Genomic DNA, 22,418 nt, shown 5'->3' with positions numbered 1-22,418 from the left:
TTAAATTGGTTAACAATGCAAATATAAGTAAATAAACATTTAAATACTAATATTTTTAGCATAAAAATATTAGTATGTATATGAATTAAAACAAGTTCCCCGATGAAGATCATTTCCGTCCTATTCACTCCTCGGATCGGGTTTTAGTGGCATCTTGGCACAGCGGATCACCTCAACGGAAGGGCAACCGTATTCCAGAACAACTTTGCCTTCAACCAAATAGATTCCGGCCCCACGGAGCGGATATTTGGCTAGGCTCTGCGGGAAATGGACGGTATCAAAAAAGCGTCCCTCGGCATCAAGGAAGGTTCCGAATTTCATCAGGTCGCCACGCTTGGTCTTCACAAATTTCTCACAAACAAAATCCCCCACCACGCGGACTATCTTTCCTTCATGCAGATGGAGTTCCCGAGCGGGCATATCGCCCCGGTAATCGCTTTTGGTAAGATCAAATAGCGTACCCGTTACGCAAAAGCCAATCAGCTCCATCTCGTCGTAATAATCCTCCAAGATATCTTCTTCCAAAGGCGGAAGAATAGGCTTGCGGCTTTCGGTCTCAAAGAGCGCCATACCTGCTGCGACAGGCTTATGCTTGCTCATCATCAGATGAGCAGCCCACAGCAATTGCTTTTTCCCCGTCCCCGTAAAACGCAAGGCACCCACACGAATTAGGATAACGACCTGCTCAATACCCGTCTGTGTCCGTTTGACAAAGTTTTCTAGACTGGTGTACTTGCCATTGGCTTCACGCTCCTCAATAATGCGATGGGCCAGTTTACCTTCCAAATTGAGCAGGCAGTCAAAACCCAGGTAAATATCCTTACCCTGAATGGACGTATTAAAGACCGACTGATTGACACAGGGCAGGCAGATATTGCCACCTGAAATTCGCGCTTCATTCACATAGACCTTACGATTGTAAAACCCGCCATAATTGTTGAGCACCGCAACCATAAACTCCAAAGGATAGTAGGTCTTGAGGAAAAGACTCTGATAACTCTCTACGGCAAAAGATGCTGAATGTGCCTTGTTAAACGAATAGCCAGCAAAACTCTCCATCTGCCGCCAGATCTCGCGGCTAATCTTTTCGTCGTAGCCCTTCTCCTTACAGTTGGAAAAGAACTTATCCTCAATTTCAATCAGATGGTCTTTGCTGCGATATTTGCCCGACATCATCCGTCGGAGCACATCGGCATCGGCCATATCGAGCCCGCCGTAGGCATTGGCGATCTTCATCACATCTTCCTGATAAACCATCACACCGTAGGTCTCTTCGAGCTGCTCCTTGAATACGGGATGCGGATAGACGACTGTAGTGGGGTCGTGGTGCCGACGGATATACTCGCCCATCATGCCCGAACTGGCCACGCCTGGCCGAATAATGGATGAAGCGGCCACCAAAGTCAGATAATCATCGCAACGTAACTTAGTGAGCAACTGCCGCATGGCTGGGCTCTCGATATAGAAACAGCCGATGGTATTGGCCGATTTTAATTGCGCTGCGATATGGGCATCCTGAAAGAAACGCTTGGGGTTATCGGTATCAATGACCACCCCCAAGTTTTCCCGTACAATGGTACGGCAATCTTTGATATGGCCAATACCACGCTGCGAAAGGATATCAAACTTTTCAAAACCGATATCTTCGGCCACATACATATCAAATTGCATAGTAGGCAATCCTTTGGGCGGATTGTCCATCGCCGAATAACAGGTCAATGGTTCCTCTGAGATCAGCACGCCGCTGGCATGGATGGTGCGCTGATTGGGAAAATCGGCCATGCGGTTGTAAACGCTCAGAATGGTATTGGTCACTTCATTTTTGTTGAGCATATGCTCGGGCTCATGCACGAGACGATCGATCTCGGCCTTGGGCAGTCCATACACCTTACCCAGCTCGCGCAAGATACTCCGGGAGCGAAAGGTGCTCATGGCTCCCATCAATGCCGTATGTCCTGTCTGATAACGGTTAAAGATATAATCGTACATCTCGTCGCGCTCATTCCAGCTAAAGTCCACATCAAAATCGGGCGGACTCTTGCGCTTGGGATTGAGAAAACGCTCAAAGGGAAGCTTGAGTGCTATGGGGTCTACATCGGTGATCCCTAAGCAATAAGCAACAGCAGAATTGGCCCCCGACCCACGGCCTACATAGTGAAAATTGCGGCCCCGTGCATAGCGGCAGATATCGTCGGTAATGAGGAAATAACTGGAGAAACGCAGGTTTTCGATAATTTCGAGCTCGCGCTGGATGCGTTCGGTTGCGACCCGGTCATTGCGACCATAGCGCCTGGTAAAGCCATCCATGCAGTACTTGTGCAAAAGCTGCTTATCGTTGTAGCGGTTACCGGTAAAGGTTGCTTTATTCTTGACACTGGTAAAATCAAAGCTGAATGAACATTGGCCTAGTATACAGTTGGTGTTGGCCAGCAATTGGGGCAAGTCGGAAAATAAGCGCATCAGCTTCACACGAGTAATGAATACCTCGTCCTCGGCAGCTATCTGCTCATCGCCGAGCTGCGAGATCAGCAAGTTGTTATCAATCGCCCTCAACTGTCGATGTAAGGTATAATCGGCCTTTCGGAAACTGACTGGTGCGAGTATTACACAGCGATCGAGAACCTTACGGTCCATCAGCTGGGCCCGTTTACGCTCGCTGGGTCTGATACCGATGTATTCGAAATCCCGCAATGGAAAACCATTGAGCTTGCTAAAGGGATAGATGACAAAGACATGCTCAAATTCGGGCGCACGCTCTGGTGTAGCGCGATTTTCTAGATTGAGTTTGGTGCGGTATTCATTGATCTCACGAAAGCCCTGTTCGTTTTTGGCAATAGCGACAAAACAAATCTGTTCGCCAGCGCGGAATTCCATTCCCGCGAGTAGATTCAGTCCGGCAGCGCGGCCCAGTTTAATGAAGTCCAGCGAACCCGAACTATTATTAATATCGGTAAGCACGGCGGTATCATAACCGCCAGCAAGCATGCCCGAGACAAGATCCTGCAGGCTGAGGGTGCCAAAACGCAGGCTATAATAGCTATGTAGATTTAAGAGCATGCTCCCCTCCTTTCTCCGGCAGCGGTGCACAGATGGCCTTCATCAGAAATTCAGCCCCATAGCGTTTTCGGATCTTGTCCATGGCCTGCATAAGGTTGACCTCCTCGGCACTGTCGTCAAAGAGATCGGTCTGATAGGAACCATAGATCAGACCAGAGAATTTGATCCCGATAAGCCGTATCAGCATCCTGCGGCTATAGAGTTTCTTGAACAGTGAAAGTACCACATCGGTAAGCTTTCGATCCGAATTGGTATAGCCGATCTGTAGTTGCTGGGTATGGGTATCGAAGTTGCTGTAACGGATCTTGAGGGTGACGCAACTCGTCAGCTTCTGCTCTTTGCGCAGGTCGAAAGCGAGTGTATCGACCATGCTGATCAGCGTGCGACGGAGTACATCCATATCGATGGTATCCTGCTGAAAGGTATTTTCTTTGGACATGGACTTTTGCTCCCGAAAAGGCAACACGAGGGAATCATCGAGCCCATTGGCTTTACGCCAGATGTTGATTCCGTTTTCCCCGAGGACCTTCTGCATAGTGAACACCTCCATCTGCTGTAGGGTTCCGATTTTGGAGATCCCCATATTGCGGAGCAGGGTAAAGGACTTCTCGCCGACCATGGGGATCTTCCGGATGGATAGCGGCGCCAGAAAACCTTTTTCGGTACCATTTTGTACCTGCTTCTCGCCACAGGGTTTGGCAGTACCGGTGGCAATCTTGGAGACGGTCTTGTTGACAGACAGGCCAAAGCTAATGGGCAATCCGGTCTCTCGGATAATACGCTGGCGGAGTTCCTGTGTCCATTTCCAACAGCCAAAAAAGCGGTCCATACCGGAGACATCAAGGTAATGTTCGTCTATACTAGCTTTTTCGACAATAGGTGTTTCTTCTTCGATGATCTGTGTAACGATACCGGAATAATGACTGTACCGATCGTGATCGCCCCGTACGACCACCGCCTCTGGGCACATGCGCAGCGCCAACCGCATTGGCATGGCCGAATGCACCCCAAACTTGCGGGCTTCATAGGAACAAGATGCAACTACCCCGCGGTCACTACTTCCTCCTATGAGCACAGGTACTCCGATGAGCTTGCTGTTCTGCAAACGCTCTACAGATACAAAAAATGTATCGAGATCACAATGTACTATACTCCTCTCCATGTTTTTTCAATTGTATCAAAGGCACTGTATTGTCCCCTTTGATTTTTGGTAGTTGCTCAGTTCAAAACTACTAATATTATTAGCAAATAATCAACAACGAGAAATGATTTAATTTTTATCACATTCATTGTCAGCGATATAATTTATAGTAAAGGATTGGCTTAAACAAGTTGATGGCTGTTCTGTTTATTACAAAACAGGACCTATGAACGAAAAGATACTCAGCTATTTGAAGGGTGAAGGATTCACCTACTTATGGCGGAAATCCGGTGCGCATGCCTATAAACCCATGAAAGGAAATCTTGAGCAACTGCTCGCTCGAACCTGCACAACACCACTTTGGGAGGACGATTTATTGTCAATAGACGATGCGCTGTTACTGGTAGGTACAGAAAGCGTGCAAGATGATTGGATCGTGCTGGTAAAACACAAAAGGGGGAAATAAAAAGCCTCCCTTGTTTGATCTACAAATTTCAATTCTCCAAACCTTTAATTTTGGATTTTCTTTTACAAAGAAGTACATTGCAGAAACATTGATGCGACTAACGAATTATTTTGTAAAGTTGGCTAAGTTAATTCTCTTTAAAACAATTTAATATGAAAAATTATATCATTACCGGAATATTTTTGCTTCTGTTCACAAATTTAGCATTTTCACAATATTTCACCCTAGCTCCAACAGGTTTCGTTTCTAAAGAGAATCTAGATTATACAGTAGTAGAAGTTCCTGGCGTTAAACAGCAAGAACTTTACGATAATGTATTAAAGTCGATCAATAGCTTGTATTCCAATCCCAAAGAAGGCCTGACTTTGGTTCCCGGGCAGGCGATAACTTTAGCAGCTTACCAACAAAGAGGACTTAAAACATCGGGTATTGCTTATTATGATGTCGATTATACCTTGTCTTTTTTGTTTAAAGATGGTAAAATAAGAATCAATAGTCCAACTTTCAGTGCTCAAATTATGAATTACAACGGTACTTGGAATAAAATGAACGTGAAAAAATTTTATTTCAAAGGCAACGGTAGCCCCAAAAATGAGAAAAAACATCAATTTGTAAACGCGTACTTTAATGGGCTGATCAAATCCATTCTTGAAAAATCAACCAATATTGATAATTGGTAATATCGATGTATTTCTTCTCTTCCTGACAATAAACTTGCGAGCTTTCATCCCATTTTTCCAGTTTTAATTCTAGAAATAATATCATTCAACGCCTTTAAAAGACATAATAACGCCAGAATATTTATCGTGATCTGCACCAATATAAGATAAATCAATACCGGATAAATTTTTATTGTTCACAGCTTCTTTAAATAGCGTATAATTCATTTTTTCGACCCTATTATTCCAGTCTTCATCCGATGTTGGCTTAATTGATTCCAAATCTTTCATTTCAAACATCGCACGATCCGATATTTTTTTAGACCGTTGGACAAAAATTGTATCTCCTTCTATCTTTAGAATCTTAACCCAACCTGCTGGTAAACCTTGGATGTTATTTCCTTCAGCATCGGTAAAGAAACTTGCCCCATATAGTTGTCCTGCCTGTAATTGTTGAGCCGACTTAGCAAGACTTTCTTTTTCATTCCGATATTTCTTGCCATCCATGTTCAGTTTAATACCATAAATAATAGATCCGATAATTGCTATCGATGCTATAATCAAATACCCTTTCCAAAGTTTGAAATAGGGAATTTCTAGTGTCTTCTTAAATTTCTTTACCTCTTCTTTTATTTCAGGCGAATAATTTCTTGCGTGGATGACCTGCCCGTACTGATTGACTAAACGAGACATTTTTACCAAACCTCCTCCAACTGGAAACCCTAAAAATTTGGTCGCAGGTGTAATGATACTAAGACTGAAATTCTGCGGTATGGTCTCATTTTTTAATGTTGCAGTGATATTTTTACTTCCTAAAACGTACTCGTAACGTGTATAAATGAACAGCATAAATGGAATGAATTATAACTATAACGGTTCGAAATTAAGAAAAAATTCCTCCTGTAACAATCCTGTGTCAATTAACTAATTAGTACAGAAACAGATAAATTTATTTGATGTCGTACGCCTACCTGAACCATCTCGTGTAGGATCTTTGCGATGAAGCTGGGGTGTCTAATTAAAATGCTGACAGGCATTGATAAGGTAATTTGATTCGATTGCTGATTATACCGAATATTTGTATCTTAGGTTAAATACAAATATTACAATTATGTCATCCAAGATTTTCCTGCAATCTTTACAAAGTAAATTAAAAGGCGGTAACGCCCGATCTATTCATTTAAATGCATTGCCAGGAAGGTTGGCCACACGGTTAGACCTACAGCAGCTCGACCTCATTGAGGATGGTCTCGCCAAATCATTTTTGGATACCTTGTTGACCAAAGCAAACTTTGAATTTAAGATATCATTTGATAAAATAGATCTCAATGAAAAAGATGCGGAGGCTCAAAAGAAACTGACCATCATTTCTAAACGAATGAACTCCATTATCATAGAAAATGAAGACTATTTTAAAGAACATGGGATGAAGACCCTTGGGTTCGGCTATCCGATACTTATAAAAAGATCTTCAAAAGACCCTGCTAAGATCATAAAAGCCCCATTATTTATTTGGCAACTAGAGGCCGTTAAATCTAAAAACAAAGTCAATGAATGGTCGTTTTTGCGCAATAAAGTGGTTCAAGCAAATGGAAAAATAGTGGATTCAGATATTCACCCGATCAGTATCAATGAAGTCCTCCTTTCTTTTATCAAAAGTGAAGATGACATCACACTCCCCAATCTGACCAATGAGGCCTTAGATGACGCACTGATTGATAGCAACGAATTAGTGAACGCTTGTGCTGAAGTACTGGAAGCACTCAATTCAAATAGTAAAGAGCAGATACTCGAGGTGCTAAGCAAAAACTTTGAAACAGCTATCAATGTATTACCCGAAGCGTCCCAGATAGATGTTATCGCCAATAACAAAGCTTACATTCATTTTGGTGGTATTTTTGGTTTGTTCAGAGCGCAAAAAGAAAGTATTATTACCGACATTTCCCGCTTATTGGATCGCTTCGATGCCTTTGAATTTGATGAGCTTAAAGTGGAAAGCTTATCGACAACACCTTTCAGTGCCGTAGATACAGACCCAAGCCAACAGGCCATAATAAGTGCTCTTGGAAATGAACCGAATCAAATAATACAAGGCCCCCCAGGTACGGGAAAGAGTCAATCATTAACTGCACTGATAACAAATGCACTTGCCAATGGACTGAAATGTCTTGTCGTCTGCGAAAAGAAAACAGCGCTTGATGTCATTAAAGCAAATATCGAACGTACGAATCCTCAGATCGGCGCGCTAGTCGGTGTAATTGATGATGTAAACGATGCGCGTGAAGCGATCGTTGATTCCGTCAGAGATCGTCAGATCGGAGTTCCGTTTCACATCTCAGTAAGGCAAGCCCAAAACCAATATGATGCGATAAAGTCAAAACTCAAAGAATCAGCTGAACTAATCAATGCACAGCATGCTGCCTTAGCTCAAACGGTCTACGGCGATAAGAGTTGGCCGCAGATCGTCGGACGGTATTTGGCTTTATTAAAACACTTTAATCAAGTACCGCTTAAGAATATTATACCGAAAGAGGATTTTAATTTTGCTCAGGATCATACAGAACTGGAAAGGACACTTGTTGTTCTAAAGCGTAGCCATAATTTATTTAAGCAATCGCATCAGGTTCATGCCATATTTAGACCATTGGCAGACGATCTATTTATAGATCAACAGGTTGGGCCATCGCGTGTAAGAATTGAAGATTTTATTGCATACGCGCATAAACAGCTACCGCCTATTGAACAGCTTATTGCTGAACTTCAAAGGAGTGGAAAGCAGTGGGCTGATGATTTTTTGAGTGGCATCCCCGCGATAATGCAGCAGGATTTTAAGTCCTATTTAGCATTTTGTATTGGAGATTCAGTTAAAGAAGAGCTATTACCATCCACTTTTCCTCAAGAACAGCGAATAAATGAAATTGTCTTAGGATTACAAACAGTACGGATTAAAGCAGAACAATTTTTCAAACAATATGAAGATGCTTTGCAACAACATTATAGCAGCTATCATTCATCGCTAAGCAATGCAATATCAACTTATCTCGCCTACGCTGAGTCAAGCATTGCGCAATATGGCAATAATTTATTGGATAATAGTAGTGGTGCAAAATTCAAAACAAGTTTGTTGAGCATATTCTCGGGAAAGCATAAACAAATAAAACAAGCGAGGATCGAATTAAAGAATCGTATAGCGCAGGTAAGATCAGCCCATATTCAGAAAAATTATATTGAACATCAATATAACGATCACTTGGAAACGAGTGATTTATCCATTTATCTAAACAATATTGAGGAACTCAGACAAAAGACAGCTGCTTGGAAAGAGCAATACCCGCATACGATAAATAGCTATTTGTCTAATATTAATGATCATCATTTTCATGCTGAACTGAGTGAACTAAAAGGGCAAATAGCTCCCCTACTTCAAAAATTGGATAGTATAGAGCAAATGCTAATCGCTGATTATAACATCGTTCCAACGACAGCTGTTACCGATATCAACAGCTTGATTGAGGCAGTACCTTATCTAACTGAAAGAGTAACTTTTCAATTAAGGCATTACAATAATTTTCGTGACTATTACGCGGCACGCGCTGATGCCTATAAAAGTCTACAAAGCTCGTTTGACGATATTGAAAGTAACCAGTTAACGGGAAATATAACAAACGGGGTATTTTTATCGTATACAAGTCTTCAGGCTGCACAGGAACTATGTGATAAGATTAAGCATACCATCACATCGTTCAGTGACCATATGAGTGATTTCCGTGTCTATCATGAGTGGAAATCATTTTTCCTTTCAGTGGACGAAGCGCAACAAAGGCTTATTACCAGAATCGCCATACATCTTAAAGATCATTGGGCTAAAGCATTTGAATGCTGGTATCTGTATTGGATACTCACGACAAATGAGCCACAGGAATTGCCAAAAAGCGATTACCAACTACAACAATATCAACAGCAAAAACAAGAGTTTAACCATGCGCAGCTGAATAGTGTTATTGCCTTATGGACAGAAAAACAAGCGGAAGCCGTCGGACATTTTAAAGCCAGAGGACACAACATAAATAGTTTGTTTAACAAAAAGGGAGCTAAGGGAATGCGTCGCAATTCACTCCGCACTATTGTGAACAGAGAATTTGAACTATTTACTAATTTTTTTCCAGTATTATTGGTCAATCCATCGGTCTGCAGTTCTATCCTACCACTGGAGGAAGGAATTTTTGATGTGGTCATATTCGATGAGGCCAGCCAGCTGCGTCTCGAAGATACTTACGCGGCCCTGATCCGGGGAAAAGCAAAAATTGTTTCCGGTGATAAGCACCAGATGGCTCCCTCCTCTTACTTCGAAGGAAGTGGAGCGCTACTTGATCCGATCGATGATGAGATAGAAGACTCCGAAGATGAATTTTCTGATCGGACTGCGCTACAAGCGGCTCAGCTTAACCTTGCAGATAGTGAATCCTTACTAGCTTATGCTGTAGACAAAGGGTTTGTGGAGTCTTATTTAAAAGTCCATTACCGCTCGAAACACCCTTATCTTATCGACTTCTCTAATCATGCGTTTTACGGAAATAGGTTGATGCCTGTTCCGGCGAAGGAGCACTACACTCCTATCGAATATTTACAGATTGATGGATTGTATGAAGGACAAGTAAATAAACAAGAGGCATTGAGAGTGGTCGAATTGTTACAACAGATCATGAAGGAAGCTAAAGACAGTATTCCAAGCGTGGGTGTTGCTACTTTCAATATTTACCAACGCAACTTGATCCTTGAGGAACTGAGTGCAGTTCGCCAGAATGACCCTGCATTCGACAGTTTAATGGCGCAGGCGGGAGATTCATTCTTTGTTAAAAATCTCGAAAACATTCAGGGCGACGAACGGGATATTATCATTCTATCCACAACATTTGGGCGAAAAGCCGACGGTTCGTTTAGTCAAAACTTTGGTCCGATTATACAAGGTAAAGGACATCGTATGTTGAACGTAATCATCACTCGAGCGCGGTCAAAGGTATATGTATGTACTTCTTTCCCGCAGGAGTATGTTGGTCAGTACCCAAATCTTATCCAACAGAAGGGCAATAAAGGCCGTGGTATTATGTACGCTTACTTTACCTATGCGAAAGCGGTAAGTGAGGGTAATGACGAATTGCGAAAGGGCATTCTCCAGCTATTGAGTCAGTATTGTACAGATAAACTGTATGAGCCAGCAGAATTTAGCTTGGGGTCTGAGTCTCCATTTGAAGATGAAGTATTCGAACAACTTGCACAGCATATCGGTGCCGATCGTTTAGAACAGCAGCATTCCGTAGGCGGTTTCCGGATTGATATCGTTGTCAAATCAAAAACAAGCCACAAACCACTCATCGCAATAGAGTGTGATGGCGCGAAATATCATAACAGTCCGGAAGCTTATGCTTGGGACAGTTTCCGACAGGAGCAACTTGAAAGATATGGTTTTGTATTTCATAGGATATGGTCAATTAAATGGTGGGATGATGCCGATGGAGAGCTGAAGCGACTACTTGATTTTATTCGTCAACAGGATGAAGAAGAGGCAAATTTGAACAACCACGTGCATGTGGGAACGAAAATCAATATAAATGATAATTAGCGAATCGCCATTGATAGAACCGATAATTCGCAGGTAACCAGCACAAATAATGTTATCTCATTGGTTCCCGACTCCTATTAAAGGTTATCGAGGCAACAATCGTAACCACAATAACCTTTAAAAGGGAGCTATTCACACCAAATGACGAAGTCTGATCTCACGTTCAGGCTTGATAACTTAAAAGATGCATATTAATTATCGCTTTTGATGACATTACTCCTACAGCACTAAATCTAGTTTCGCCAAAAAATCAGGTGGTCAATTTGCAACTAAGAATCGCATGGTCATTTGATATGAAATTTACATATAATAGAAGTTACTCGATATCCTAAAAATACACAGGGTAAAATACCTAAAATCAGCAATACCCAAAACCATATAGGATTTTCAGACGACAACCATAGCCAACCCACGACCAGTATTATTAAACCACCAACTATAAGATTTTCTCTTGGCTTGCCCCCTATCCTCGTAGTAGCCATTCCACCCAACACACAACTAAACCAAACACAAAAAAGTTTGATGATAAATTGGGAAAAATTGGTGGCAGCGATTTCCTTACTGGTAAATATTTCTAAAGATGACGTGAACAGCAAGCCTTGCATTTTTGCAAAAACAGAACTCATTAATCCTATCGTTCCGAATCCAACTATGACGGAAAATATCTTTCTAAAATTCATTATCTAATTGATTTTAAAATTTAACTGGTCTTTCGTTAATACAATTGGATCAATCATTATTTTTTGCACATCAGCCTCAGAGGCGGCTCTGAATGAATGGACAAAACAGTTTAATTTTTCTTTACTATCAGGGATAAATGATGCTGAATTATTTTTTGCATTAGCCTGAAATTTCTGAATTATTGGCTGCATCATGGTATCATAATTGCAACAAGCCGTTTTTAAATCATTCGGATTTTGATGAATAAAATGAGCTAGCGCCTTTGCTCCATAAATTGATAATGATGCTCCCATTCCCGATAGCGCAGTGGGACAATACCCCGCATCTCCCAATAAAACCACATTACGATTTACTAAAGTGGATGAATTTACCATCCCCATTTTATCAATAAACATTAGACCGTTATCCGCGAAGCGACCTAACAAATGCTGTATATCTTCATTATACCCAGCAAAAGATGTTTTGAGTATTTCATTAGCTTTATTTTGAACAGATGGTAAATCTCCTGTATTATGTAAATAGCACTGAATGGCTATTTCATCGGAAGCAATGGGATAAATAGACAGCATCTTATTCACATCAATATAGATATTGAATTTGCCAACCTCATAAGAATGATGCTCTTTCAATCGTCCACCCATATAAACAAATTTAAAATCCTCTAGCGTACTTTCCGGAAAATAATTTTGTCTTGTCGTAGAGCGTAACCCTTCTGAAACGATAAGGAGATCGGCCTCCAACACAGTTCCGTTGTTGAGTAATATTTGGACTTTGTCTTCATCATGCATTACGTTTTCAACAGAAGATGAAAAATGAATACTCACTTCATTTTTTACTTCGTTGTATAAAACGTGATGCAATCCGCCTCGCGTTATCAGAACGGAACGTTCAATATTCTCGTTCATTTTCTCATAGCTAAGACTTTGTATAATTGAATCGTCTGACTCCCTGAAATTTACAAATTCAGAGGGTGACGATGCTTGTTGTAATTGTTCTGCTAATCCTAATTCTTCAATAATACGAACGCCAAAACTCTTAAGCGAAATAAGAAATCCGGACTTACTGAATGATGCCGCTCTTTCCAAAACAGTCACCTTATGCCCTTGTTTGCTCAACAGTTTTGCAACAGTCAATCCAGCGATGCCACCTCCTGAAATAATAATATTTTTTTTTCATTTTTTTCATTTTTATACAGCAAATATCTTTCTATATTTACAGATAAAATAGCCCAAATTAAACTAATAATAGTCCAAAAAATTATGTTTGATGAAAAGCGTAAAATGAGAAAACTTGCTGAAAAACTTGGCATCTCCTTATCTTCCATTGAAAATGAGATAAAATTTTTGAATTTCAACGAATTGAACATTGTGGACTTGATGCCCGAGATGTTAATAATGGTTCGCTCTTTAATTGCCAGCAAGACTTTTGCTTATAAAAGAAAACCAATCAGGACAATAGAAAAAGGACTACTCATTTCGTTTCAAAATATTCTTATTAACAAAAAATCGGCAAATGCCATTAGTAAAAGATCTTTGAACAATCAGCCTCATGTTCGTATTATACCTTCACATTTGGAAAGTGAAGTGTTATTTCCTAAAGATGTCCACGTACAGCAAATCAGCATTTTAGTTGAGCTGGAATACCTGAAACATTTTGTAGGAAATGATGCAGATAAATTGTCTTATCTTTTTGATATAGAAAAAACCTTTTGGATAGAAGAATTTTTGTCACCTGAAATGACTGATTTAATTGCTCAATTAGCTGACCTTTCAATAGAAAACATTTTACCGCAAGCTTTTTATCGGTTAAAAGCACTTGAACTTATTTATCTGCTTTTCAGCAATTTATTAAAAAGAAAAAAAACAGATTATTTCCATCTTAACAACGCTGAAATTGATGCGGTTTATTTGGTTCGGAATACGATAGCATCAAATCTGGAAAAATCCCTATCTAAAGATGAACTGGTAAAAATAGGTGGAATGAATGAGCTAAAACTAAGAAGGATTTTTACACAAGTTTTTGGAAAAGGAATGTACGAATATTACAATCATCTTCGTATGCAAAAAGCAGCAAGACTATTACAGCAGGAAAATCTTTCAGTTTCAGAAGTTGGCTATCAAGTAGGATTTAGCAATCTGAGTTATTTCGGAAGGTTGTTTGAAAAACACTTTGGATTAAAACCAAAGAAGTGGCAGGATAAAAATAGAATGTAAATACCTTATCCCTTTGCAAATTCTACTTTACCGGAGAAATCAGAGGTTGAGAGCTCCATTTTAAATATGCCATCTGAGTCGGTAACGGTACTTCCAATTAGTTCCCCTTTTTCAGATTTAAAATTCACAGATGTATTGCTTGCTTTTTCATTAGTGTCACCCAATCTAATTACCCCCGATACAATTAGGTTTTCATACATGTTACTTTCATTCACATCTGTGTAAGCTTGCACTTCAAATCCACCGCTGTTATATCGTTGCACTCTCCTAATCGGATCTTCATTATACATTCTCCGAGAACAACCAATAGTTATAAAAATTATAGATAATAAAACTGTAAAAAATCTGTTCATTAAAATCGACTCGATAAAAAAATTACTTTTATAAACAATAAAGATAAGATTACATTTTTAACATCCCGCAGGTTGACCGTGTTGAACTGTATCATTGTTTTCTACTTTATACTGTTCAGCTTTAATACGATCTATTATACGTTTTCTTTTCGTGTCCGAGAGCTTCATAAAAGCTTTAGGACCTGTTAATCCCTTCCAAGCCATATCATTGTAAAAGTCAGAATCGAATCCATTGTCCGCATAAAATATCTTAGCGACTATTTCTTCGCCAAAATCCGGCAAGAACAAAGGCATACTGATGTATATCGGAATTTGTGGGCTAAAAGGAGGGTTACAACTTTTATTTTGATCTTCGTGTGTATACGCTAGCCGGTTAAAATTGCTGGCTCACCACTATTTACCAATTGATAAACCTATATGCCACAGCTCTTGTTCTTTCTTAAATATTTAGAACCATGATATATACGGTTTATGCACAACAGCAGTATCAAGGCAGGAAAATCTCTCTGTTAGCAGTATTTATAATTGTAAAAAAAGATCACAAAAATAAAGTACAAAGGAGTGTAGTGACACTGAAAGATACAATTACCACAATTTGATCATTTATTTTTACTAAATTAATTAGTATTTTTGATCCATGAAACCTCTTGAAGTCTTTTGCCGTAATCGCGTTATGTATGTCCAAATGACTGTGCATGATAAAAGCATGGGCATGAAAGACTATCATCTTTACAACAAAAATGGGCTTGCTTTTTATGTTTTCAGAAAGTCTCAGGGAGTTTGGGAACTTGCGTTTGGAGAACTTGCAGATGATATAAAGGAAGCATGTATCGATGCACTGATCTTGCGATTCGATACCGATGTACCGGAGCTATTTTACCACCATGGCGTGCGCCAGGTAGTCGAGGTACGCGCGAAAAAATACAGTCTTTGGCACATTTATCTGAACAATGCTTATGTAGGCAGCATCCAGCACGACAAGTATACTAAGAATTTCAATTATCATATTGAGGACAACAGCCTACTGACCGACGACCAGGTACAAAAATACATCGGAATGATTCAACACGGGGAGCTAAAATGGAGAAAAGATGATAATAGATAATTTCGAGATTATTTGTGTGTTTAACGCTACTTTTTTAAACGTTTTGTCGGTTTCTTTTTTTGTGGCTTTGCTGGTGTCTTAATTTTTTTCTGTACGGCCTCCATGCGCTTTCTCCAGCTGATGATCTGAGATTCTTCATATACGGGAAGGCCTTTATCGTTGAGAAGCCCCATAGATTTAGCTAAACTAAGACTGAGACGTGCAGACTTACTGTTTGCTTTCTTCCAGGTCTGTTGATCGTCTTTAAAATCCTTCTCATAGGCAGCAATAGCCTGCTTAATAATGGCTAGCTCCTTCTTATATTCTTTGAGCTTTCGATAAAGAATCATTAATCTGTTATATGCCCCTGCTTGTAATGGTGCTTTCCTTATAACCAGGATATAGCTTTTGATGGCATCTTCAGTTTTACCTTCAAGCTCCTGCAATCGTGCATCTTTTAACAGCTCATTTTTGGATTTCTTAATACCAGTCATATTTATTTTTATCTTTCAATACGATCCTGAATACCCGGTCAAATCCCCGCTAATATATTGTAGAGTCCTTTTAACCTGAATATCATAATTAAACTTGAGAAAAGTAATGAACAAATTAACTAGCTCAAAGTTCCATCTCGGTTTCGGTCTACTTCCAGTAAAAGAAGAAGTTTGGCAATAGCGGGTTCCCTCCATTCTTCCGCAAGATCGCCCTCTATAAAACCAAAATCTTCATCTAAGATCATCTGGCAGCCATCCATCGTAATTCGGGCATATGGTCCGTTTTGCCCCTCCTGTCCTACTTCAAAATCACAGTATTTTTCTACTCCTATGTTATTTGTCACCGGAATTCCAGTGAATGTTGCTATAGCTCCCATATTCTCATTTTTTATTTTTCAAATAATTAATAACATCCTCACGACCATTGCCAACGCTTTTGATGGCCTCTTCGACTTGCTGCCGGGTTACGCCAAGTTCTTTTGCCAAATAATCTACCTCATAAGATTCACCGCCAGCTACCTGATTGCGGTCCCTTGCATCTTTTTTATTTTTATTGTCTGTCATAATAAATGTTTTTGGAATAGAACAACCGCCAGCCAATAGAGTTTGAAAACTATCACTATTCTGATGTTGTTCTAAATACAAAAAGGAGGAATTATGCCTTGGTATAATGGAGATTATCCACCATCATATAAAAATCAACCGGTCAACATCCGGGAGAAAGAAACTGAAATCGCAAACGCTTTGCTTGAGGAAGGCGCCGAAGAAGGAATTGCCATAGCAACCGGCCTAAAAAAAAGCGAGGGAGCATTTTAAAAAGGTAAAAGAAGAGAGTAGAAAGAAGTACACAAATTATTAAATCGACAACTATGCCAGAATTACCAGACCTACAGGCCTTCAGCAAAAATCTCACAAAAATGCTTAAAGGTAAAGTGCTTGAAAAAGCTGCCATTCACAACAAACAAAAAACCAAAGTCAGCCTGAATGAGCTGCAAACTCTAGAGGGCAAAAAACTCGTCAAAGTTTATCGGGAAGGTAAAAGGCTTTTTTTTGATTTTGGCAAAGATGCTACCTTGTCGGTTCATCTCATGTTGCATGGGAAACTGATATATTCTGAAGACGAAAACCCAAAGTATGCATTAGTTTCCATGAAGTTTAAGGATGGTGGCACGCTATCCATTACCGACTTTCAGAGGATGGCATATATAGAATTGAATCCTGAACATGCAAACGTGATGGATGCACTTTCTGAAAAGCTAAATCCAAAATTACTTTTCGGATTGCTGCAATCAAGCAAGGCCAAAATTAAAACTCTCCTGATGGACCAAAACGTCATTGGCGGTATTGGAAATGCCTACGCCGACGAAATCCTGTATGAAGCAGGGATATCACCACTTTCAATTTCAAACAAAATCCCCGAAGAGAAGGTTCAACATCTTGCCAAAGCAATTAAGGAGGTACTGGAAAATGCCGAACAGCAGATTCTAAAAGAGCATCGTGAAATCATTAACGGTGAGATAAGGGATTTCATGAAAGTTCATAACAAAAATGCGAAGGTTGATGGTAAGGGTCATGAAATATTGCAAACCAAAATTAGCGGCAGAACTACTTATTACACAGAGCAACAAAAAGTTTTCGAATAGCACAGGATACGACTAGAGAATTACTTATCTCAGTGAAGTTTTTTGGCACAGATCTGGTACGGAAATAATAGCAACTAATTGCATATGAATAATCTATATATTATCTTCTTTTTTTTTAGTTCTCCAGGGCTGTACAATGCGTAAAAGTACAATGACACCGGTACAAAATAATAAGTCCAAAATATACAATGACAGCTCAATGCAACAAGACTATATTTCCATTTTAGAAACAATTTTGTCTGACGATTCAGCTGGTATCAAACTGCAACGTGAAGGAGAACGAAGGGCGTTCATTCATAACAAGTTTATGAGAGATTCTATCTCATCATTGCATGACAGGAATTATGTTTTTTACAACGTCGATCCACAGAAGCTGATGAAAATACTGGATAACCAGCTCACAGATTCGCTGGATATGCTGAATCAGATGAACGAAAGGAAGGCAATCATCCCGATTCCAGCCGCTATCAAAGCAGCGTACACTGTTGATGACGCCGATAAATACAGGATGGACCGCAACCAAAGCATTTATTACTTTCACCTTCCCATTATAGGGTATAATCGCAAAAAAGCATACGTGCCGGTTGACTATATATGCGGCCCTTTATGTGGAAACGGTGATGCATTTCTGCTTGAAAAAGTGAATGGTAAATGGGTAATCATACAACGATTCTTTAACCTCTGGATCTCTTAAAAAAATGTAGTCACAATAATCTTTAAACAGAAGATATTCACGCCAAATAACCAAGCGGACTTATAGACTAATGGACCTTATCACTTTCTATAAATACACTTCCCGACAAATAGCACTCGGGAACATTGGCTAATACATAATCAACGTCCAGAATATTAGGACGAGCCGTACTTCCATGCCCACAATACAAACTCCTGATCCAGGTATCTACGTCATCCACCCATATCGCCTTCCAGGTAATATTTTGTGGATCCTGGACATTGACAGGTGAAATTAGGACATTATACCCCATCGCTCGCAGCGCGGTTAATACGACTCGATTTACTTTGACAAATTTCATCTTCGAAAGCTATATACGGTTGTCTTTACTTTGGAACAGAAATACAACCCATATGGTTCAAAAGTCATTAACTTTTTGTGCTTAGCGGCAGATCCTAATAGTACTAAATCTGACTGATCGCTTGCATCGGATCCATTCCCGAATCAAGAGACTCGTGGTGGTTACTCCTTTTTATATATAACTATTAAAACTGTCCTGTATGAGTTTTATGAGGTGTAATCATACAGGAGAAATGCTTCGGAACATCATTTTTTGACTTTCTGATTTAGTTTTTATACCACTTTTAGTAATATTTTTTCAAATCACTAATTCTTTCAATATGAAGTTCTCTGGCCTGAGACCGCCGCATCATTAGCGCATAAGCATTATTAAATCCCAAAGGTTTTAACCACTTGATGCCGTACAGCCTCTGAAACTCATTGTTCACATAATTATAGGTATCGGAAGGACTTTTGGATACGCTTCCTAATACCTGCTGATTTGGTTTTAACAACACCAAAAGGCCTGTTCCGGTGTACTCTACATAGCAATCAATCGCATCGCTCATCAAAGCATCAAAACATATTTTGGTCCCGCCTAACCCCGTCTTTGTATCTACTTTATAATTGGTATGGCCTTCAATCAGCATTTTGTATATCGCAGCTAAAATATATTGCTCCGCAAAAATTTTCGACCCTACCCTGATCGTACCAGTGCCCCCTGAACCAGGTGGTTTGTAAAGGTTGTTGTGCAGTAGAAAGTCCTTTGCAATATGTTCTGGCGTCTGCTTCAAAAAATCGGCTCTATAATTTAGATCCGTCATGACCGAATCATTGAACTTATCTGCCAGCAGATTCATTGTTTCTTCCAGCTTTGGGAATTTCTGAAGTGTTGCCGTCTTTATAATTGGCGCTGCAAAATAAGGTGGGAAAATTTTCTTATCATCTGTTAGCACAAACAGGTCGTATGCCTTGATCCGCCCATCGGTTGAGTATCCGCTAATGAGATCAAGATCATTTTCATAAGCGGCTTTATACATAATAGCGTCGCTTACAACAAGTGGGTTGACCTGAAGGCCATAGCTACTGCGAAGTCCCAGATCACCATCTTGACGTCCCATAAACTCTGGTGTAAAACCCGCCTTGATCTGACTGTCATTAGACTTCGTACCCATATAAAGCATACTTAAAATGCAAACAGCGGCGAATATGCCCAATATAATATAGGTCTGTCGGCTTCTGATATGTGCCAAGGAATATTGTATGAGTGCTATGCCTTTGTCCAAGAGGATTGCTAGTAATGCTGCAGGAATAGCGCCGGCCAAGATCATGTTGGAGTTGTTAAGGGATATACCGCCAAAAATAAATTCACCCAAGCCCCCGGCGGCAACAAATGATGCCAAGGTAGCTACGCCAACATTGATCACTGCCGCTGTGCGTACACCTGCGACAATCACTGGCATGGCTAGTGGTAGCTCTACTTTGAGAAGCAGTTGCCAAGTGGTCATACCCATCGCCTTGGCTGCCTCCACGATACTAGAGGCAACTCCAGTAATGCCTGTAAAGGTATTCCGAATGATGGGTAAAAGTGCATAGATAAATAGTGCAACAATGGCAGGAATGGCTCCGATACCTAAGATCGGAATAAGAAAGCCCAACAATGCAATACTCGGAACGGTTTGCAAAACACCTGCAAAACCTAAAATAATAGCAGCAAATTTTCTTTTTCTCGAGATCAGTATTCCTAGTGGCACACCGATAAGAATTGCAAATACCAAAGATAAAAATGTAAGCCCAAGATGTTGGCCTATCTGGGTAAATAGCTTGTCCTGTTGTTCGAGCATAAATTGCCAAAGACTTTGCGCTTTCATACCACTTGTTGTTTTCGATAGTTGTTAAATGCCTCCACTAACGTTTCATAGGCTTGCGCCGTTTCTGTATGCATACTCAGAACTTGAGTGGCATGCCATAAATCTGTGCGTAATGTAAATCCATAACGTGAGATAAAAGGATCTATCGCGGTAATACCTTGTAGTTCTTGTAAGGTAGCCACTTTATACTCCAATAAGAGGCGGTTTTCGGCAAAGAAATTGGCTACAAATTCACTTGCAGGTCTATATAACAGCTCTTTTGGGGTTCCAATCTGCACAATTTTCCCCTTGTCCATTAAGCAGATCCGCTGCCCAAGTTCAAAAGCCTCCGGCACATCGTGCGTAACAAGGATGATCGTCTTACTGCGTATCTCCTCCAAAGACCTAAACTCTGCGTGGATATCTGCTTTGGTTATAGTATCCAGCGCTCCGAAGGGCTCGTCCATTAATAGAATTGGTGAATCGGCTATCAGTGCCCTAGCAATGCCTACGCGCTGTTGTTGGCCTCCACTTAGTTCATGAGGATAACGTTGGAGGATGTCTTCGCCTAAGTTTAATTTGTGAAGTAGCTCCACAGTACGCAGGCTTATTGTCTTTTTTTCCCATTTCAGCAATTCTGGAACTACAGCAATATTGCGTGCAACCGTATAATGTGGAAAAAGACCAGCATGCTGCATGACAAAACCAATTTGCCTACGTAAATCTTGGACTTGTTTTTCCCTGATATCTTTTCCAGCAATAAAAATCTGACCCCTATCGGGTTCGATAAGTCTATTGATCATTTTTAGGGTTGTCGTCTTTCCACAACCGCTGGTCCCTAGCAGAACAAGAACTTCGCCTTCCTTGGCCTGAAGGGAAATCTGATCGACTGCAACCTTTCCATTGAAGAATTTTGAAATGGAGACGATATCTATCATATTATCTCGCCAGTCTAATACCTGTAAATTGCCATTGCAGTGCCGTCTGAAAAAAGTTTCGGTACGTTTTGCGGCTATGATCTTTAGGTGTTGCAATAGAGGCTCCACGCAAGACCATTTGGTTAACCATAAATTTTCCGTTATACTCGCCCACGGCACCAGCTTCCTTTTTAAATCCGGGGTAAGGTAGATATGCAGAATTGGTCCACTCCCAGCGCTGTCCCCAATTGACATAATCTGCCGCGACTTCCCACTCTGCCTCTGTCGGAAGCCGCATTCCCCTCCATGCTGCAAATGCGGAAGCTTCATAAAAGTTGACATGGCAAACTGCATCCTCATGGTCTATTTCCATCAACCCCGCTAAGGAATAATTCATCCATTGACCATCCATCAAATGCCAGTATAAGGGAGCCCGAGCCTGACGCCGTTTTACCCAGTCCCAACCTTCGGCATGCCAATACCTGAAATCAGCGTACCCACCAGCTTCCATGAAAGCCATATATTCCTTATTTGTCACCAAATCACTCGCAATTTCAAAGTCATTCAGATAAACCTTATGTCTGCCTTTCTCATTGTCAAAACAGAAACCCGCACCTTCATATCCGATTTCATAAATCCCAGCATCGAATTTGACATACGCTGATTCAGCTGCAGTATAACTGATAGCGGCTTTTGTACTGCCGTATGCAGGAAAAAGTGGATTGTGCCCAAGTATATATTTGATATCTGTAAGCAGCAATTCTTGATGTTGCTGTTCGTGATTTAATCCTAGAACGAAGATGTCCAGAAGATCATTTGTCAAAAATCCACCATCCACAAACTCAATCATGTACTTGTCCACACATTTGCGGTATCTATAGATATCTGCCACGGACGGTCTGCTCAGATTTCCTCGATCTGTACGAATCACCCTTGCTCCTATTGTTTCATAGTAACTATTAAACACAAAATTATAATCAGCGTCGAATTGCTGGTAGTTTGGCAGATGCGGAAGTAAAATAAATGTTTCGAAAAACCAAGTGGTATGTCCAAGATGCCATTTTGGAGGACTAACATCTCCTATGGGCTGAACCACATAATCCTCGGTTTCCAACGGTTGGCAAATTTCTTCGGAATATGCCCGTATAGCAAGATAGCTATCGATCCATTTTTGCTTTTCCGACATTTCAATAATCGCAGTTTGTATATTTTTCATAAATAAAACGTA

22 protein-coding genes are annotated in these 22,418 nt (G+C 40.4%); 8 read left to right on the top strand and 14 right to left on the bottom strand.

The window, feature by feature from the left end:
• Positions 1-120 precede the first annotated feature (120 nt).
• Positions 121-3,057 (bottom strand): DNA polymerase III subunit alpha, encoded by a 2,937-nt coding sequence (locus BV902_RS12650; protein WP_075992249.1) that lies wholly within the window; start codon positions 3,055-3,057, stop codon positions 121-123.
• Positions 3,038-4,219 (bottom strand): DNA polymerase IV, encoded by a 1,182-nt coding sequence (dinB, locus tag BV902_RS12645; RefSeq protein WP_075992248.1) that lies wholly within the window; start codon positions 4,217-4,219, stop codon positions 3,038-3,040. Before dinB ends, BV902_RS12650 begins: the two co-directional genes overlap by 20 nt.
• A gap of 205 nt (positions 4,220-4,424) precedes the next feature.
• On the opposite strand from dinB, the gene BV902_RS12640 reads away from it, so the two are divergent.
• Both BV902_RS12640 and BV902_RS12635 read left to right on the top strand, forming a co-directional pair.
• The gene (locus tag BV902_RS12640) at positions 4,425-4,664 is read left to right on the top strand and encodes a hypothetical protein (protein ID WP_075992247.1); all 240 of its coding nucleotides are present in this window, start codon (positions 4,425-4,427) and stop codon (positions 4,662-4,664) included.
• A 152-nt stretch (positions 4,665-4,816) separates the two neighbouring features.
• The gene (locus tag BV902_RS12635) at positions 4,817-5,344 is read left to right on the top strand and encodes a DUF4468 domain-containing protein (protein ID WP_075992246.1); all 528 of its coding nucleotides are present in this window, start codon (positions 4,817-4,819) and stop codon (positions 5,342-5,344) included.
• An 81-nt stretch (positions 5,345-5,425) separates the two neighbouring features.
• Here the strand turns inward: BV902_RS12635 and BV902_RS12630 are convergent, their stop codons facing one another.
• Positions 5,426-6,172, bottom strand: coding sequence for a hypothetical protein (locus BV902_RS12630; RefSeq protein WP_075992245.1), 747 nt, complete (start codon positions 6,170-6,172; stop codon positions 5,426-5,428).
• A 262-nt stretch (positions 6,173-6,434) separates the two neighbouring features.
• Here BV902_RS12630 and BV902_RS12625 point away from each other — a divergent pair, with 262 nt between their 5' ends.
• A complete protein-coding gene (locus BV902_RS12625) occupies positions 6,435-10,943 on the top strand; it encodes an AAA domain-containing protein (RefSeq protein ID WP_075992244.1) in 4,509 nt (1,502 codons plus the stop codon).
• Positions 10,944-11,227: 284 nt separating this feature from the next.
• Here the strand turns inward: BV902_RS12625 and BV902_RS12620 are convergent, their stop codons facing one another.
• Positions 11,228-11,623, bottom strand: coding sequence for a hypothetical protein (locus BV902_RS12620; protein ID WP_075992243.1), 396 nt, complete (start codon positions 11,621-11,623; stop codon positions 11,228-11,230).
• 3 nt (positions 11,624-11,626) lie between these two features.
• Positions 11,627-12,781, bottom strand: coding sequence for an FAD-dependent monooxygenase (locus tag BV902_RS12615; RefSeq protein ID WP_257787026.1), 1,155 nt, complete (start codon positions 12,779-12,781; stop codon positions 11,627-11,629).
• Positions 12,782-12,883: 102 nt separating this feature from the next.
• Here BV902_RS12615 and BV902_RS12610 point away from each other — a divergent pair, with 102 nt between their 5' ends.
• Positions 12,884-13,837, top strand: a complete 954-nt coding sequence (locus BV902_RS12610) for a helix-turn-helix domain-containing protein (RefSeq protein ID WP_075992241.1) — start codon at positions 12,884-12,886, stop codon at positions 13,835-13,837.
• A 5-nt stretch (positions 13,838-13,842) separates the two neighbouring features.
• Here BV902_RS12610 and BV902_RS12605 read toward each other — a convergent pair whose 3' ends face one another.
• Together BV902_RS12605 and BV902_RS12600 are read right to left on the bottom strand one after the other, a co-directional pair.
• Positions 13,843-14,100, bottom strand: a complete 258-nt coding sequence (locus BV902_RS12605) for a hypothetical protein (RefSeq protein WP_145330417.1) — start codon at positions 14,098-14,100, stop codon at positions 13,843-13,845.
• Between the two features lie 147 nt (positions 14,101-14,247).
• Positions 14,248-14,484, bottom strand: coding sequence for a hypothetical protein (locus BV902_RS12600; RefSeq protein WP_075992239.1), 237 nt, complete (start codon positions 14,482-14,484; stop codon positions 14,248-14,250).
• 343 nt (positions 14,485-14,827) lie between these two features.
• Between BV902_RS12600 and BV902_RS12595 the strand changes: the two genes are divergently transcribed.
• On the top strand, positions 14,828-15,295 hold the full coding sequence (locus tag BV902_RS12595; protein WP_075992238.1) for a hypothetical protein: 468 nt from the start codon (positions 14,828-14,830) through the stop codon (positions 15,293-15,295).
• 26 nt (positions 15,296-15,321) lie between these two features.
• On the opposite strand, the gene BV902_RS12590 is transcribed toward BV902_RS12595, so the two are convergent.
• The 3 genes from BV902_RS12590 to BV902_RS12580 form a co-directional block, all read right to left on the bottom strand.
• A complete protein-coding gene (locus BV902_RS12590) occupies positions 15,322-15,768 on the bottom strand; it encodes a hypothetical protein (protein WP_075992237.1) in 447 nt (148 codons plus the stop codon).
• Between the two features lie 119 nt (positions 15,769-15,887).
• A complete protein-coding gene (locus BV902_RS12585; protein WP_075992236.1) occupies positions 15,888-16,145 on the bottom strand; it encodes a hypothetical protein in 258 nt (85 codons plus the stop codon).
• 4 nt (positions 16,146-16,149) lie between these two features.
• Complete coding sequence (locus BV902_RS12580; RefSeq protein ID WP_075992235.1) at positions 16,150-16,332, bottom strand: DUF3606 domain-containing protein; 183 nt, start codon at positions 16,330-16,332, stop codon at positions 16,150-16,152.
• 93 nt (positions 16,333-16,425) lie between these two features.
• On the opposite strand from BV902_RS12580, the gene BV902_RS27545 reads away from it, so the two are divergent.
• The 3 genes from BV902_RS27545 (at position 16,426) to BV902_RS12570 (ending at position 18,105) form a co-directional block, all read left to right on the top strand.
• Positions 16,426-16,584: a hypothetical protein gene (locus tag BV902_RS27545; protein ID WP_172840675.1), complete on the top strand. Its 159-nt coding sequence runs from the start codon at positions 16,426-16,428 to the stop codon at positions 16,582-16,584.
• A gap of 53 nt (positions 16,585-16,637) precedes the next feature.
• On the top strand, positions 16,638-17,411 hold the full coding sequence (locus BV902_RS12575; protein WP_075992234.1) for an Fpg/Nei family DNA glycosylase: 774 nt from the start codon (positions 16,638-16,640) through the stop codon (positions 17,409-17,411).
• A 199-nt stretch (positions 17,412-17,610) separates the two neighbouring features.
• A complete protein-coding gene (locus tag BV902_RS12570) occupies positions 17,611-18,105 on the top strand; it encodes a hypothetical protein (protein WP_157626044.1) in 495 nt (164 codons plus the stop codon).
• Positions 18,106-18,172: 67 nt separating this feature from the next.
• On the opposite strand, the gene BV902_RS12565 is transcribed toward BV902_RS12570, so the two are convergent.
• The 4 genes from BV902_RS12565 to egtB all read right to left on the bottom strand — a co-directional run bounded on the left by BV902_RS12565 (position 18,173) and on the right by egtB (position 22,406).
• Positions 18,173-18,445, bottom strand: coding sequence for a hypothetical protein (locus BV902_RS12565; protein ID WP_075992232.1), 273 nt, complete (start codon positions 18,443-18,445; stop codon positions 18,173-18,175).
• Between the two features lie 283 nt (positions 18,446-18,728).
• Positions 18,729-20,294: an ABC transporter permease/substrate-binding protein gene (locus tag BV902_RS12560; RefSeq protein ID WP_075992231.1), complete on the bottom strand. Its 1,566-nt coding sequence runs from the start codon at positions 20,292-20,294 to the stop codon at positions 18,729-18,731.
• Entirely contained in the window at positions 20,291-21,211 is a 921-nt protein-coding gene (locus BV902_RS12555) for an ABC transporter ATP-binding protein (RefSeq protein WP_075992230.1), read from the bottom strand. Before BV902_RS12555 ends, BV902_RS12560 begins: the two co-directional genes overlap by 4 nt.
• A gap of 1 nt (position 21,212) precedes the next feature.
• The gene (gene egtB / locus BV902_RS12550; RefSeq protein WP_172840674.1) at positions 21,213-22,406 is read right to left on the bottom strand and encodes an ergothioneine biosynthesis protein EgtB; all 1,194 of its coding nucleotides are present in this window, start codon (positions 22,404-22,406) and stop codon (positions 21,213-21,215) included.
• Between the last annotated feature and the right edge of the window lie 12 nt (positions 22,407-22,418).

Origin of the sequence: Sphingobacterium sp. B29, from assembly GCF_001952815.1 — a bacterium.
In the GTDB taxonomy this organism is placed as follows: Bacteria; Bacteroidota; Bacteroidia; order Sphingobacteriales; family Sphingobacteriaceae; genus Sphingobacterium; species Sphingobacterium siyangense.
This window is presented reverse-complemented; position numbering and strand designations above follow the sequence as displayed.

Coding starts and splice junctions, on each gene's coding strand:
- BV902_RS12650 (WP_075992249.1), bottom strand. CDS start 3,057: ATGCTCTTAAATCTACATAGCTATTATAGCCTGCGTTTTGGCACCCTC.
- BV902_RS12600 (WP_075992239.1), bottom strand. CDS start 14,484: ATGCCTTTGTTCTTGCCGGATTTTGGCGAAGAAATAGTCGCTAAGATA.
- BV902_RS12635 (WP_075992246.1), top strand. CDS start 4,817: ATGAAAAATTATATCATTACCGGAATATTTTTGCTTCTGTTCACAAAT.
- BV902_RS12585 (WP_075992236.1), bottom strand. CDS start 16,145: ATGGGAGCTATAGCAACATTCACTGGAATTCCGGTGACAAATAACATA.
- BV902_RS12595 (WP_075992238.1), top strand. CDS start 14,828: ATGAAACCTCTTGAAGTCTTTTGCCGTAATCGCGTTATGTATGTCCAA.
- BV902_RS12570 (WP_157626044.1), top strand. CDS start 17,611: ATGCAACAAGACTATATTTCCATTTTAGAAACAATTTTGTCTGACGAT.
- BV902_RS12580 (WP_075992235.1), bottom strand. CDS start 16,332: ATGACAGACAATAAAAATAAAAAAGATGCAAGGGACCGCAATCAGGTA.
- BV902_RS12555 (WP_075992230.1), bottom strand. CDS start 21,211: ATGATAGATATCGTCTCCATTTCAAAATTCTTCAATGGAAAGGTTGCA.
- egtB (WP_172840674.1), bottom strand. CDS start 22,406: ATGAAAAATATACAAACTGCGATTATTGAAATGTCGGAAAAGCAAAAA.
- BV902_RS12620 (WP_075992243.1), bottom strand. CDS start 11,623: ATGAATTTTAGAAAGATATTTTCCGTCATAGTTGGATTCGGAACGATA.
- dinB (WP_075992248.1), bottom strand. CDS start 4,219: ATGGAGAGGAGTATAGTACATTGTGATCTCGATACATTTTTTGTATCT.
- BV902_RS12630 (WP_075992245.1), bottom strand. CDS start 6,172: ATGCTGTTCATTTATACACGTTACGAGTACGTTTTAGGAAGTAAAAAT.
- BV902_RS27545 (WP_172840675.1), top strand. CDS start 16,426: ATGCCTTGGTATAATGGAGATTATCCACCATCATATAAAAATCAACCG.
- BV902_RS12640 (WP_075992247.1), top strand. CDS start 4,425: ATGAACGAAAAGATACTCAGCTATTTGAAGGGTGAAGGATTCACCTAC.
- BV902_RS12610 (WP_075992241.1), top strand. CDS start 12,884: ATGTTTGATGAAAAGCGTAAAATGAGAAAACTTGCTGAAAAACTTGGC.
- BV902_RS12590 (WP_075992237.1), bottom strand. CDS start 15,768: ATGACTGGTATTAAGAAATCCAAAAATGAGCTGTTAAAAGATGCACGA.
- BV902_RS12560 (WP_075992231.1), bottom strand. CDS start 20,294: ATGAAAGCGCAAAGTCTTTGGCAATTTATGCTCGAACAACAGGACAAG.
- BV902_RS12565 (WP_075992232.1), bottom strand. CDS start 18,445: ATGAAATTTGTCAAAGTAAATCGAGTCGTATTAACCGCGCTGCGAGCG.
- BV902_RS12575 (WP_075992234.1), top strand. CDS start 16,638: ATGCCAGAATTACCAGACCTACAGGCCTTCAGCAAAAATCTCACAAAA.
- BV902_RS12625 (WP_075992244.1), top strand. CDS start 6,435: ATGTCATCCAAGATTTTCCTGCAATCTTTACAAAGTAAATTAAAAGGC.